Annotated in this window: 11 protein-coding genes; all 11 read right to left on the minus strand. The window is 70.6% G+C overall.

Translation table 11 applies throughout. The features are described 5' to 3' along the window. Positions 1 to 20: 20 nt before the first annotated feature. On the minus strand, positions 21 to 1,358 hold the full coding sequence (locus M1L60_RS10435; protein ID WP_253237122.1) for a M16 family metallopeptidase: 1,338 nt from the start codon (positions 1,356 to 1,358) through the stop codon (positions 21 to 23). Positions 1,359 to 1,364: 6 nt separating this feature from the next. After that, positions 1,365 to 3,683, minus strand: coding sequence for a polyribonucleotide nucleotidyltransferase (locus tag M1L60_RS10440; RefSeq protein ID WP_253237123.1), 2,319 nt, complete (start codon positions 3,681 to 3,683; stop codon positions 1,365 to 1,367). A gap of 195 nt (positions 3,684 to 3,878) precedes the next feature. Next, the gene (rpsO, locus tag M1L60_RS10445) at positions 3,879 to 4,148 is read right to left on the minus strand and encodes a 30S ribosomal protein S15 (protein WP_202990009.1); all 270 of its coding nucleotides are present in this window, start codon (positions 4,146 to 4,148) and stop codon (positions 3,879 to 3,881) included. A gap of 115 nt (positions 4,149 to 4,263) precedes the next feature. After that, positions 4,264 to 5,196, minus strand: coding sequence for a bifunctional riboflavin kinase/FAD synthetase (locus M1L60_RS10450; protein ID WP_253237124.1), 933 nt, complete (start codon positions 5,194 to 5,196; stop codon positions 4,264 to 4,266). A gap of 62 nt (positions 5,197 to 5,258) precedes the next feature. Next, on the minus strand, positions 5,259 to 6,143 hold the full coding sequence (gene truB, locus M1L60_RS10455; protein ID WP_308208445.1) for a tRNA pseudouridine(55) synthase TruB: 885 nt from the start codon (positions 6,141 to 6,143) through the stop codon (positions 5,259 to 5,261). A gap of 35 nt (positions 6,144 to 6,178) precedes the next feature. Then, a complete protein-coding gene (locus M1L60_RS10460; protein ID WP_253237125.1) occupies positions 6,179 to 7,603 on the minus strand; it encodes an MATE family efflux transporter in 1,425 nt (474 codons plus the stop codon). A 484-nt stretch (positions 7,604 to 8,087) separates the two neighbouring features. Beyond that, on the minus strand, positions 8,088 to 9,074 hold the full coding sequence (locus tag M1L60_RS10465; RefSeq protein WP_253237154.1) for a DHH family phosphoesterase: 987 nt from the start codon (positions 9,072 to 9,074) through the stop codon (positions 8,088 to 8,090). 83 nt (positions 9,075 to 9,157) lie between these two features. Next, positions 9,158 to 9,625 (minus strand): 30S ribosome-binding factor RbfA, encoded by a 468-nt coding sequence (gene rbfA, locus M1L60_RS10470; RefSeq protein ID WP_253237126.1) that lies wholly within the window; start codon positions 9,623 to 9,625, stop codon positions 9,158 to 9,160. 95 nt (positions 9,626 to 9,720) lie between these two features. Beyond that, complete coding sequence (locus tag M1L60_RS10475; RefSeq protein WP_253237127.1) at positions 9,721 to 10,014, minus strand: DUF503 domain-containing protein; 294 nt, start codon at positions 10,012 to 10,014, stop codon at positions 9,721 to 9,723. A 76-nt stretch (positions 10,015 to 10,090) separates the two neighbouring features. Further along, on the minus strand, positions 10,091 to 11,185 hold the full coding sequence (locus M1L60_RS10480) for a TRM11 family SAM-dependent methyltransferase (protein ID WP_253237128.1): 1,095 nt from the start codon (positions 11,183 to 11,185) through the stop codon (positions 10,091 to 10,093). Positions 11,186 to 11,290: 105 nt separating this feature from the next. After that, positions 11,291 to 13,460: translation initiation factor IF-2 (gene infB / locus M1L60_RS10485; protein WP_253237129.1), on the minus strand; the 2,170-nt coding region annotated here is incomplete at its 5' end.

The following is a 13,460-nucleotide window of genomic DNA, read 5'->3' on the forward strand; positions in this document are numbered from 1 at the left end:
CGTCGTCACGGGGTCCAAGGTTAGCGGTGCGCTCCGAACGCGTTCTCGTCGAAGGGTCCGACCACGGCCAGCGACATCGGCGGCGTGAGCAACTCGGTGGCCGCCTCGTTGACCTCGTCCAGGGTGACCGCGTCGACCCGGGCCAGCAGGTCGTCGACGCCCATGAGCTCGCCGTACAGCAGCTCCGACTTGGCCAGGCGGCTCATCCGCGAGCCGGTGTCCTCGAGCCCCAGCACGTACGAGCCCTTGACCATGCCCTTGCCGCGGGCCAGCTCGTCGGCGCTGACGCCCTTGACCGCCATCCGTTCGAGTTCCACCCGCACGAGGTCGAGCACCTCGTCGGATTTGCCCGGGGCCGAGCCCGCATAGACGCCGAACAGGCCGGCGTCGGCGTACTGGCTGGCGTACGAGTAGACCGAGTAGGCCAGGCCCCGCTTCTCGCGGATCTCTTGGAAGAGCCGGCTCGACATGCCGCCGCCGAGGATGTTGTTGAGCACCCCGATGGCGAAGCGGCGCTCGTCACGGCGGCCGATGCCGACCCCGCCCAGCACCAGGTGACCCTGCTCGGTGTCCCGGTTGCGCACCACCACGTGCGGTTTCTGGGTCGGTACGCGCTTCGAACCGGACCGCGGCGGGGCCGGGTCGGCCGGCGCGGAGTCGAGCGCGGTGCCGGCCAGCGCCTTGCGGACCAGCCGGACGACCGTGGCGTGGTCGAGGTTGCCCGCGGCCGCGATCACGATCTGGGGCGCCTTGTAGCGCCGCCGGTAGAAGCCGTGGATCTGGTTGCGGGTCATCGGGGTGATCGATTCCTCGGTCCCCGAGATGAGCCGGCCCAGCGGGTGGTCACCGAAGATGGCCTCGGTGAAGATGTCGTGCACCTCGTCACCGGGCTCGTCCTCGTGCATCGCGATCTCTTCGAGGATCACGCCGCGCTCGGTCTCGACGTCGGCCGGCTCCATGATCGAGTCGGCCACGGCGTCGACCAGCACGTCGACCGCGAGCGGCAGGTCGGCGTCGAGCACCCGCGCGTAGTAGCAGGTGTATTCCTTCGTGGTGAAGGCGTTGGTCTCGCCGCCCACCGCCTCGATCTCGCTCGAGATCTGCAGCGCGGTGCGCTTGTGGGTGCCCTTGAAGAGCAGGTGCTCGAGGAAGTGCGAGGCGCCGGACATGCCGGGCGTCTCGTCCCGTGAGCCGATGCCCACCCACACCCCGAGGGAGGCGCTGCGGGTGGTCGGGATGGCCTCGGTGACGATGCGCAGCCCGCTGGGGAGCGTGGTGCGCTTGGCGCCGTCCGACAACGTCTTGGTAGTAGCGCGGGCCGGCTGGGAAGCCGGCCCGCGCGTCGAACTCGTTGTCACTACTTGTTACTCGCGGCGCTCGCCACGGCCACCCTCGCCGCCGGAGCGACGACGACGGCGGGGCTCGCCACCACCCTCACCGCGCGGCTCGCGCGGCGGGCGGCCACCCTCGGCGGCAGCCGGAGCGGCCGGAGCCTCTTCGCCTTCCGGGCGGACCTTGTCCAGGTAGATCTTGCCGCGAGCGTCGATGTCCGCGATGGACACCTCGACCTTGTCGCCGACGTTGAGGAAGTCCTCGACCTTCTCGACCCGCTTGCCGTCGCCGACCTTGCTGATGTGCAGCAGGCCGTCGCGGCCGGGCAGCAGCGAGATGAAGGCGCCGAACGCGGCCGTCTTGACCACGGTGCCGAGGAACTTGTCGCCGACCTTGGGCAGCGTCGGGTTGGCGATGGCGTTGATCCGCTCGACCGCGGCGTCGGCCGACGGGCCGTTGGTCGCGCCGACGTAGATCGTGCCGTCGTCCTCGATCGAGATGTCGGCGCCGGTCTCGTCCTGGATCGCGTTGATCGTCTGGCCCTTGGGCCCGATGACCATGCCGATCTTGTCGACCGGGATCTTGACGGAGGTGACGCGCGGGGCGTACTCCGACATCTCGGCCGGCGAGCTGATCGCGGCCTCCATCACGCCCAGGATCGTGGCGCGGGCGTCGTGCGCCTGCTGCAGGGCACCGGCCAGCACGTCGGACGGGATCCCGTCGAGCTTGGTGTCGAGCTGCAGGGCGGTCACGAACTCGCTGGTGCCGGCGACCTTGAAGTCCATGTCGCCGAACGCGTCCTCGGCGCCCAGGATGTCGGTCAGCGCGACGTACTGGGTCTTGCCGTCGACCTCGTCCGAGATCAGGCCCATCGCGATACCGGCGACCGGGGCCTTCAGCGGCACACCGGCGCTCAGCAGCGACAGCGTCGAGGCGCAGACCGAGCCCATCGACGTCGAGCCGTTGGAGCCCAGCGCCTCGGAGACCTGGCGGATCGCGTACGGGAACTCCTCGCGCGAGGGCAGCACGGGCACCAGGGCCCGCTCGGCCAGCGCGCCGTGGCCGATCTCGCGGCGCTTCGGCGAACCCACCCGGCCGGTCTCACCGGTCGAGTACGGCGGGAAGTTGTAGTTGTGCATGTAGCGCTTGGACTTCTCGGGCGCCAGGGTGTCGAGCGACTGCTCCATGCGCAGCATGTTCAGCGTGGTGACACCCATGATCTGGGTCTCGCCCCGCTCGAACAGGGCCGAGCCGTGCACGCGGGGCAGGATGCCGATCTGAGCGGACAGCGGCCGCAGGTCGGCCGGGCCCCGGCCGTCGATGCGGACCTGCTCGCGCAGCACGCGCTGGCGCACCTCGCTCTTGGTGACCGAGCGGAAGGCGGCGCTGATCTCTTTCTCGCGACCCTCGAAGCGCTCGTCGAGCAGCTCGTGGGCCTTGGCCTTGACCAGGTCGAGGGCCTCTTCGCGCTCCTGCTTGGCCGCGATCTTGAGGGCCTCGGCCGTCTCGGCCCGGACGGCCTCGGTCACGGCCGCGTAGACGTCGTCCTGGTAGTCGAGGAAGACCGGGAACTCGACGGCCGGCTTCGAGGCGATCGCGGCCAGCTCGCTCTGCGCGCGGCAGAGCTCGCGGATGGCCGGCTTGGCCGCCTCGAGGCCGCTCGCCACGATCTCCTCGGTCGGGGCGGTGGCGCCACCGGCGATCAGCTTGACCGCGTTCGGCGTGGCCTCGGCCTCGACCATCATGATGGCGACGTCGCCGTCACCCACGACGCGGCCGGCGACGACCATGTCGAAGGTGGCCCGCTCGAGCTCCTCGAGGGTCGGGAAGGCAACCCACTGGCCGTCGATGTGCGCGACCCGGGTCGAGCCGATCGGGCCGCTGAACGGCAGGCCGGACAGCTTGGTCGACAGCGAGGCGCCGTTCATGGCGACCACGTCGTACGGGTGGGCCGGGTCGAGCGCGAGGACGGTCTCGACGACCTGGACCTCGTTGCGCAGGCCCTTGGTGAACGACGGGCGCAGCGGCCGGTCGATCAGGCGGCAGGTGAGGATGGCGTCCTCGCTGGGGCGGCCCTCACGGCGGAAGAACGAGCCGGGGATGCGACCGGCGGCGTACATCCGCTCCTCGACGTCGACCGTGAGCGGGAAGAAGTCGAAGTGCTCCTTCGGCTGCTTGCTGGCCGTGGTCGCGGAGAGGACGACGGTGTCGCCCAGCTGGACGATGACCGAACCGGCGGCCTGCTTGGCCAGCCGGCCGGTGGAGAACGTGATCTCGCGAGTGCCGAACGACCCGTTGTCGATGACGGCGGTGCGGAACTCGGTGCCGAGAGCGGTGTTCTGCTCTGTCATGTGGTGCGGTACTCCTTCGTCGAGGACCCGGCGGTCTACACAGCGCGGTTGTTTTCGCAGCTGCCGGTCTTCGATCGAAGTACCCAGGATTCTTCTGCCTGGGAACCACTACCGAGGACCGGTGGCTCACTGCGGACCGCGCGGGTCCGGTGGTAGAACTCGGGGGAGCGGCCGGTCGGCCACTCCCCCGTCGAATCAGCGGCGCAGGCCGAGACGCTCGATCAGCGTCCGGTAGCGCGCGATGTCCTTCTTCTGCACGTAGTTGAGCAGGCGGCGGCGACGGCCGACCAGCAGCAGCAGACCACGACGGCTGTGGTGGTCGTGCTTGTGGGTCTTGAGGTGCTCGGTGAGGTCGGCGATCCGCTTGGTGAGCATCGCGACCTGGACCTCGGGCGAACCGGTGTCGCCGTCCTTCGCCTTGTACTCGTCGATGATCTTGGTCTTGGTCTCTTGATCGAGCGCCATGTTCTCCGTACTTCTGTGTTGCCGAGGAATCGGTTTCCCCGCGGCCCGCGGCGTCGGGCAGGCAGGCGGGACCGGTCGTTGGATAAGCCAACGTCGTGTCAACCCTACCAGGGGGTCACCGAAGCAACACGCGGGTCTGTTCGACGTCGTCGCGGATCTGCGCCACCAGCGGCTCGATCGCGTCGTAGGTGCGCTGCTCGCGCAGATGGGCCACGAAATCGAGGCTGACCCGCTCGCCGTAGAGGTCGCCACTGAAGTCGAGCACGTAGGCCTCGACCCGCCGCTCCCGCCCCGAGAACGTGGGGTTGGTGCCGATCGACACGCTGGCCGGCAGCCGGGCGGCATGCTCGCCCCCGCGGATCAGCCAGGCCGCGTACACGCCGTCGGCCGGCACTGCGGCGTAGCGGTGAACCATGAGGTTGGCGGTGGGGAACCCGATCTCGCGCCCCCGCTGGTCCCCGCGGACGACCACGCCCCCCAACCGGTGCGGCCGCCCCAGAGCCGCCGCGGCGGCACGCACGTCCCCGGCATCGACACAACTTCTGATGTACGTCGAGGAGAAGACCAGCCCGTCCTCGGAGACCAGCGGCGCGTCCTCGACGGTGAACCCGAACGACACCCCCAGCCGTCCCAGCAGCCCCACGTCACCGGCCGCCTTGTGCCCGAACCGGAAGTTGTCCCCCACCACGACCACGGCCGCGTGCAGCGCCTCGACCAGCACGTCGTGCACAAAGGCCTCGGGGCTGAGCTGCGAGAACGCCGGAGTGAAAGGCACCACGCAGAGCGCGTCGACGCCCAGCTGCTCGATCAGCTCGGCCTTGCGCACCGGCTCGGTCAGCACCGCCGGGTGCGACCCCGGCCGCACGACCTCGGCCGGATGCGGGTCGAAGGTGACCACCACCGACTGCAGGCCCAGGTCGCGGGCCCGCTTCACGGCGTGCCCGATGATCGCCTGGTGCCCCCGATGCACCCCGTCGAAGACCCCGATCGTGACGACCGACCGCCCCCAGCCACCAGGAACAGCCTCAAATCCCCGCCACCGCTGCATCACAAAGCCCTCCCGGCCAACGCCAACGCCCCCAGCGTATCGACGCCCCGGCCCGGCCGGATTCAGGCCGGGGCGAGGACGATCTCGGCCCGGGCTTTGCCTTCGCGCTCGGAGACGATCGCCAGCACCTCGCCGGTGGGGGCGAACACCGCGTACGGGCCGGTGATGCCGACCGGGTCGAGCGGGCCGCCGTGGCTCAGCACCTTGGCCTCTTCGGCGGTGGCCTCGCGCTGGGAGAAGGCCTGGCGGGCGGCCTCGGCCATCGGCAGGGTCACCACGTCGGGGGCTGACTCCTCGAGCTGTTCGAGAGTGCGGGCCTCGGCCAGGGTCATGTCGCCGACGGCGGTGCGGCGCAGGGCCGTCAGGTGGCCGCCGACCTCGAGCAGGGTTCCCAGGTCGCGGGCGATGGCCCGGATGTACGTGCCGGAGGAGCACGTGACGTCGATGTCGATGTCGACGACGTCGTCGTCGGTGCGGCGGATATCGAGGATCTCCAGGCGGGAGATCGTGACCCGGCGGGCGGGGATCTGGACGTCCTCGCCCTCGCGGACGCGCTTGTACGCCCGCTCACCCTTGATCTTGATGGCGCTGACGGCGCTCGGCACCTGGTCGATCTCGCCGCGCTGGCGGGCCAGGCCGTCGTGGATGGCTTCGTCGGTCACGTGGCCGGCCGGGGTGGTCGCCGTGACATCGCCCTCGGCGTCGTCGGTGATCGTGGACTGGCCCAGGCGGATGGTCGCGGCGTAGCTCTTGCCGGAGCCGATCACGTACGTCAGCAGGCGCGTCGCGCGGTTGACGCCGATGATCAGCACGCCGGTGGCCATCGGGTCGAGGGTGCCGCCGTGGCCCACGCGCCGGGTCTTGGCCAGGCGCCGGATGCGGGCCACCACGTCGTGCGAGGTCATCCCCGCCGGCTTGTCCACCACGATGAGTCCGTCCGTGTTCACCGGACCACCCTAGAAGCCCCCCGGCCCCGCGAGGCTCAGCGGGTGGCGCCGACGACGGCCCAGCGATCGGAACGCCAGCGCCACACGGTCGTGACGAAGCGGATCAGGATGAGCAGGGCGAGGCCGGCCCACACGCCGCCCAGACCCAGGTCGAAGAAGTACGCGATCCAAATGGCCGGCAGGAAGCCGAGCAGCGCCGCCGCCAGCGTGATGTTGCGCAGGAACTTCACGTCGCCGGCCCCGATGAGCACGCCGTCGAGGGCGTAGACCACACCGGCGAACGGCATCAGCCCGATGAACCAGGGCCAGATCACCGCCGCCTGGTCGTGCACCTCGGCGTCGGGGGTGAACCAGCCCGGGATGTGGCTGCTGCCCGCCGCGGCCAGAAGCGCGAACACGACCCCGGCCAGCCCGCCCGAGAGAGTGACCTTCCGGGCCACCGCGCGCGCCTCGGCCGCGTTGCTGCCACCGAGCGCCGCTCCGACCAGCGACTGCGCGGCGATCGCCACCGCGTCCAAGGCGAGCGCGCTGAAGAACCACAGCTGCAGCGCGATCTGGTGGGCTCCGACCGACTCGACCCCGAAGCGGCTCGCCACGGCGGTCGCCGACAGGAAGCAGGCTTGGAACGCTGCTCCTCGGATGAGCAGGTCCCGGCCCAGGCTCAGCTGCTGGCCGATCACGCCGAGATGAGGACGCAGGTGCTTCGTCTCGCGGATCAGGGCGTACAGGAAGAAGCCGCCAGAGACGCTCTGCGCGACCACGTTGGCCACGGCCGAGCCGGTGAGCCCCCAGCCCACCGGGTAGACGAGCACGGGACAGAGGATCGCCGAGAGCACGTTGGCGCCGAGCACGTAAAATAGCGGGCGTCGAGTGTCCTGGACGCCGCGCATCCAGCCGTTGCCGGCCGCGGCCAGCAGCAGGCCGGGCGCGCCGAGAGCCGCGACCCGCAACCAGGTGGCGGCAGCGTCGGCGACGGCGGGGTCGCCGGAGAGGGCTTGCGCGAGCGGGTCGGCGAAGGGCTGGGCGAGCAGAGCCAGCAGTACGCCGACTGCGAACGCGAGCCACGACGCCTGCACCCCTTCGGCGACCGCGGCGGCCCTGTCCCCCGCGCCGAAGCGCCGGGCGGCCCGGCCAGTGGTGCCGTAGGCCATGAGCGTGCCCAACCACGCGGCCACCGACATGATCGTGCCGCCGACCGCGACGGCCGCGAGCGGCACCGAACCGAGGTGCCCGACCACAGCGGTGTCGACGAGCACATACAGCGGCTCAGCCGCCAGCACGACCAGCGCCGGCAGAGCCAGCTGCGCGATCCGCTTGGCCGAAACGCCGGCCGGCGCGGAAACGGTCGACGGCGCGGTGCGGCCGGCGGCCGGTTCAGGCGCTACGCGGTCGGAGCGGGCGGACGGCGATGCGGGACGGCCCGGGTCGCCGGAGGTGTTCGGCTGGGCAGGCGGGCTCATGGTGTCCCATGATGCCCGCCCGGCCGTAAGGACTGCAATTCAGATGGGTGCTTACCCAGGTTACTGACGCGTGTCCATCGAGGTCTGCAGGGCGCGGCGCGCCGCCTCGCGGGCTTCGTCGGTGGTCTGGGGCTTCGGCTTCGCGGCCATGATCGTGGTCCTTCCACGGTGGGGGACGCGGCACGTACACACGCGTCCGGAAGATCGGTCGAGCGGGCGTCACATGGGCCGGCCCGGGATCGCCGGGCGCCTGGCACGGGTGACGCGACCCGAGTCGGTGGACCCGGGTGGCTCGAGGTTCCGCGGCGGGCGGTGGTCACGACCACGCAAAACCAAATCACCGTTCAGGCACCAAAACTATCGTTCAGTTCCGCTTCCTGGTGGGCGCTTCCCACGAAGCGAGACGGAAAAGCCGATAGCCGACAACACGAAATCGCCCGCCCCGGCCGGTGAGGCCGAGACGGGCGAGGAGGAAAACGGGAGGTCAGGCCTCCAACAGGGGACGGATCCGGGCGATCACGTCGTCGGGGGTGCCGTGACCGGTGAAACCGGCGGCCAACCGGTGACCACCGCCGCCCAGGGCCATGGCGACCGCGCTGACGTTCACGCCGCCCTTGGAGCGCAGTGACACAGCCCACTCGCCGGGGGTCAGCTCTTTGATGACGACCGCGACGTCGGCCTCGGCCACTCCGCGCACCGGGTCGATCAGCGCGTCGAGCACGTAGGGGCGCTGGCCGTGCCGTTCCAGATCGGCCGTGGTCGCGTACGTCCAGACCAGGCCCTTGCCGCCGGCCGCGGCCGGGTCGAGCACCGCGCGGCCCAGCACCTCGCCGGCCAGCTTCATCGCGCCGAACGGGCGGGTGTCGAACGTGCGGCGGGCGATCTCGGCCGGGCTGATGCCGGTGGCGATCAGGCGGGCCGCCAGCGCGTGGACCGAGGGCGAGCGGACGAACTTAAACGAGCCGGTGTCGGTCGTCAGCGCCACGTACAGGCACTCCGCGATCTCGGCGTCGAGCGGGACACCGAGGCGGGTCAGCAGCTCGTCGGCCACGACCGACGTGGCGGCGGCCTTCGGGTCGACCAGGCCGACGTCGCCGAAGCCGGTGAACGACGCGTGATGGTCGAGCACCACCACGGGAGCGTCGCCCTCGAGCCGGTCGGCCAGCCCGCCCAGGCGCGACTCGGCAGCCACATCGAAGATCAGGATCAGGGCCGGTTCGGCGTACGCCCCCGGTTCGGGCACGAGAAGCTCGGAGCCGGGCAACGCACGGTAGGGCTCGGGCACGTCGAACTCGCCGGGGAAAGTCGCCCGCAGCCGGGTGAAGCCCAGCCGCCGCAGACCCAGCGCGAAGCCGAGCATGCTGCCGAGCGCGTCCCCGTCGGGGTTGACGTGACAGATCAGCTGCACCTCGGCGTCGAGCGCGACCCCGCGGATCGCCGCCACGGCCGCCGCCCAGTCGGCCTCGGCCACCGCCGCCGGCTCGGGCGAGCGCGGCTCGGGAGCAGGAGAAACGCGGCCCGGCTCGACACCGGGCCGCGTCACGGAGGAGGAGGTCACCCCTGGTCCTCGCGGGCCCCGACCCGCTCGGCGGAGTCGTCGTCCTCGTCGTCCTCGCTCTTGTAGGGGTCGGCGTCGCCCGCGTACTGCTTGCCGGCGGCCAGCCGCTGCACCTCCTGGTCGCGCTGACGCGCCTCGGCCAGCAGGTCTTCCATTTCCTTGGCGTGGTCCTGCACGTTGTCCTGCGAGAAGGCCAGGCTCGGCGAGTGCCGCAGGCCCAGCGCGTGACCGACGCGGGTGCGCAGCATGCCCTTGGCGCTCTCGAGGGCCGCCTTGGTCGCCGCCTGCTCGGTCGCGTCGCCGAGCACCGTGTAGAAGACCGTCGCCTCGCGCAGATCACCGGTGATCCGCGCGTCGGTGATCGTCACCATGCCGAGCCGGGGATCTTTGATCTCACGTACCAGCGATGCCACCAGTTCCCGTACGCGTTCCGCATGCCGACGCGTCTTGGCCGGGTCCGACATATCGCCCACCTCCGACTGTGTTCCCGCGGGTTCGACAAACCCCCGCCCAACTGCTGAAGCGTACCCATGCGGCCGCGAGGCCGAACGTGTGAGTGTCAGTCGTCGTCGCCGTAGAGGCGGCGCTTGACCGACAGCAACTCGATCTCGGGCCGGCCGGCCACCTGGTTCTCGCAGGTGTCGATGACGGCGCGGGCCTGAGCGGGCTCGGCCGCCACCGACGCCACCCCGATCTGGGCCCGCCCGTGCAGGTCGTGAAAGCCCACCTCGGCCACGCTGACTTCGTATTTCTTCAGCATCGCGAGGATCGGGCGGACGTAGGAACGCTTCTGCTTCAGCGACTGCGAATCGCCGGGCAGGAGCAGGTCGAACACTGCGGTTTCGGTATACATCGCAGCGAAGATTACAGCGGCCGTACGACATTTCTCGCCGGATTTTCCGCCCGGGCGCCCGGGCGCGGCCCGGGCGTCAGGCCGTCATCCGGGCGACCACCACATCGCGCTCGATGCCCTGGTCGACCCGGTGCTCGAGGGGCTGGTGAGGCACGATCTCGAGCCCGTTGGCGAGCAGGATGTCCTCGGCCAGCTCGCGCCGCGCCACCTTCGTGTTCCACGACAGCCCCAGCGCCCCGCCCTTGCGCAGCAACGGCAGCCACTGCGGCACCGCGCGCTCCAGCAGGTCGAGCGGCCGCCGCGAGATGCCACCCTCGTCGTCGTACGACCCGTGAGCCACCCCGTAGGGCAGATCCGCCACCAGCACGTCGGCCACACCGCCCCGCAGCAGCCCGTCGAGCTGGGTGGTGTCGGCCTGCAGCATCACGAGCTTCTGCACCGCCCCGGCCTTGTGATCGTCCTTGCTGGCGGCCATCGTCACCTCGAGCCGCCGGGCCGCCCGCTTGCCCTGCCGCCGCACCGGCACGAGCTCGGCCGAGTGCTTGAGGCGCTTGCGCTTGAGCCAGGTCTGCAGGAACAGCTTGTACGCCTCGACGTCCTTGCCGTCGATCTCGACCCCGACCGCGTCGTAGCCGTACATCAGCGCCTGGTTCAGCGTGGTCCCCCGCCCGGCCAGCGGGTCGAGCACGGTCAGGCCGCCGTCGAGCATCCGCCCGGCCGAGCCGGAGGCCAGGATCGTGAGGTTGAGCACGAGCTTGGTGAACTGCTCGTTGGTCTTACCCGCGTACTTCGGGATGGTGATCAGGTCGCTGTCGTACCGGGCCAGCGGCGACAGGGCCAGGGGCCGCAGCAGCTCGCCCTCGACCCGCTCGAAGAGCGCATAGGCCGAAGACAGGTTCGAGACGTACGCGATGTCGCGCTCACTCAGCGAGCCGTCGAACGCGAGGTACTCGACACCCCCAAGGTTGATGACCGAAATTTCGGAAATGCCCGCAGAGGGGGAAGAAGGACCGTCGGCGTCGTCGCTCCCGGCCGGCGCCAGATCGTCATCTCTCCCGGCCGGCGCCAGGTAGTCGAGGAAGGCCGCCAACTCGGCCGAGGCGAGGCGGGCCGCCTGGTCGGCGTAGACGCGGTTGGCGGAGGGCGCGAGCAGCAGGGCGTACCGGGGCATGGAGGCCATTTTGCCGAGCGCCGATCGGACGCCGCCCACGGGGGCCGCGGAAAGGGAACAGCCCCGGCGCGAGGAGCGCCGGGGCTGTCCGTGGTTCCTACCTCGTTACGCGCGCGGCTTCTCGCGCATCTCGAAGGTCTCGATCACGTCGCCGACCTGCGGGCTGCCGAAACCGCTCATGGTCACACCACACTCGAAGCCCTCGCGGACCTCGGTGGCGTCGTCCTTGAAGCGGCGCAGCGAGCTGATCGTGACGTTGTCGGCCACCACGCTGCCGTCCCGCAGGATGCGGGCCTTGGCGTTGCGGCGGAGCAGACCCGTGCGGACCAGACAGCCGGCGATGAGACCGATCTTGGACGAGCGGAAGACCTCGCGGATCTCCGCCGTGCCCAGCTCGACCTCTTCGAACTCCGGCTTGAGCAGGCCCTTGAGCGCGGCCTCGATCTCCTCGATGGCCTGGTAGATCACGCTGTAGTAGCGGATCTCCACGTTGGCCCGGTCGGCCATCTCCTTGACCTTGTTCGAGGCCCGGACGTTGAAGCCGATGATCGTGGCGGTGGCCTCCGAGGAAGCCGACGCCAGGTTCACGTCGCTCTCGGTGATCGCACCGACGCCGCGGTGGATGACCTTGAGCTGGATCTCGTCCGGGATGTCGAGCTTGAACAGCGCGTCTTCCAGGGCCTCGACCGAACCGGACGAGTCGCCCTTGATGACCAGGGTGAGCGAGGTCTTCTCGCCCTCCTTGAGCTGCTCCATGAGCGTCTCGAGAGTCGCCTTGGAACGCGAGTTGGCGAAGCTGGCCGCGCGGCGGCGGGCCTGCCGCTGCTCGGCGATCTGCCGGACCGTGCGGTCGTCCTCACCGGCGAGGAACGTGTCGCCCGCGCCGGGAACCGAGGTCAGACCGAGGACCAGCACCGGACGGGCCGGGAAGGCCTCGCTGACCGCGTTGCCGTTCTCGTCGAGCATGGCGCGGACGCGGCCGTGCGCGCCACCCGCCACGATCGAGTCGCCGGCCCGCAGCGTGCCCTTCTGCACCAGCACGGTGGAGACCGCACCACGACCCTTGTCGAGGTGCGACTCGACGACGGCGCCCTGGGCCGGCCCGTCGACCGGAGCGGTCAGCTCCAGCGACGCGTCGGCGGTCAGCAGAACCGCCTCGAGCAGGTCGTCGATGCCGATGCCGGGCTTGGCCGCGACGTTGACGAACATCGTGTCGCCGCCGTACTCCTCGGCCAGCAGGCCGTAGTCGGTCAGCTGCTGACGCACCTTGTCCGGGTTGGCGTCGGGCTTGTCGACCTTGTTGACCGCGACCACGATCGGCACCTCGGCCGCCTTGGCGTGGTTCAACGCCTCGACCGTCTGCGGCATGACGCCGTCGTCGGCCGCGACCACGAGGATGACGATGTCGGTCACCTGGGCACCACGGGCACGCATGGCGGTGAACGCCTCGTGACCCGGGGTGTCGAGGAAGGTGATCGCCCGGTCCTCGCCGTTGTGCTCGTAGTGGACCTGGTAGGCGCCGATGTGCTGGGTGATGCCACCCGCCTCGCCGGCGACCACGTTGGTCTTGCGGATCGCGTCGAGCAGCTTCGTCTTACCGTGGTCGACGTGACCCATGACGGTCACGACCGGCGGCCGGGTGACCAGCCGGCTCTCGTCCACCGCGGCGTCGAGGTCGATGTTGAACTGCGCGAGCAGCTCACGGTCCTCGTCCTCGGGGCTGACGATGCTCACCGTGAAGCCCAGGTGCTCGCCGAGCAGCAGCAACGTGTCGTCGGAGCACGACTGCGTCGCCGTCACCATCTCGCCCAGGTTGAACATCTCCTGGACCAGCGAGCCGGGGTTCGCGTTGATCTTGTCGGCGAAGTCGGACAGCGAGGCGCCACGCGACAGCCGGATCTCTTGACCCTGACCGCGCGGAGCACCCGAGCTCATCTGCGGAGCCGACAGGTTGTCGAACTCTTGACGACGCTGCTTCTTCGACTTGCGACCGCGGGTCGGCCGGCCACCCGGACGCCCGAAGGCACCCGCGGCACCGCCGCCACGACCGCGACCGCCACCGCCGGGACGACCCGGAGCGCCACCGGCCGGGGCACCGCCACCGGGGCGGAAACCGCCACCGGCGCCGCCACCACCGCCGGGACCGCCACGGTAGCCACCGCCACCGCCGCCACCACCGGGACCGCCACGGTAGCCACCGCCACCGCCGCCGGCGCCACCGCCGGGACGGAAGCCGCCACCGCCGCCACCGGGGCCGCCACGGCCGCCACCGGGA

This window comes from Paractinoplanes aksuensis, from assembly GCF_024137025.1.
GTDB lineage: Bacteria > Actinomycetota > Actinomycetes > Mycobacteriales > Micromonosporaceae > Actinoplanes > Actinoplanes aksuensis.

Bases quoted from the DNA above. Each gene is read 5' to 3' on its own strand.
- M1L60_RS10440 (WP_253237123.1), bottom strand. From the start codon at position 3,683: ATGACAGAGCAGAACACCGCTCTCGGCACCGAGTTCCGCACCGCCGTC.
- rpsO (WP_202990009.1), bottom strand. From the start codon at position 4,148: ATGGCGCTCGATCAAGAGACCAAGACCAAGATCATCGACGAGTACAAG.
- M1L60_RS10480 (WP_253237128.1), bottom strand. From the start codon at position 11,185: ATGCCCCGGTACGCCCTGCTGCTCGCGCCCTCCGCCAACCGCGTCTAC.
- M1L60_RS10460 (WP_253237125.1), bottom strand. From the start codon at position 7,603: ATGAGCCCGCCTGCCCAGCCGAACACCTCCGGCGACCCGGGCCGTCCC.
- M1L60_RS10475 (WP_253237127.1), bottom strand. From the start codon at position 10,014: ATGTATACCGAAACCGCAGTGTTCGACCTGCTCCTGCCCGGCGATTCG.
- M1L60_RS10450 (WP_253237124.1), bottom strand. From the start codon at position 5,196: ATGCAGCGGTGGCGGGGATTTGAGGCTGTTCCTGGTGGCTGGGGGCGG.
- rbfA (WP_253237126.1), bottom strand. From the start codon at position 9,625: ATGTCGGACCCGGCCAAGACGCGTCGGCATGCGGAACGCGTACGGGAA.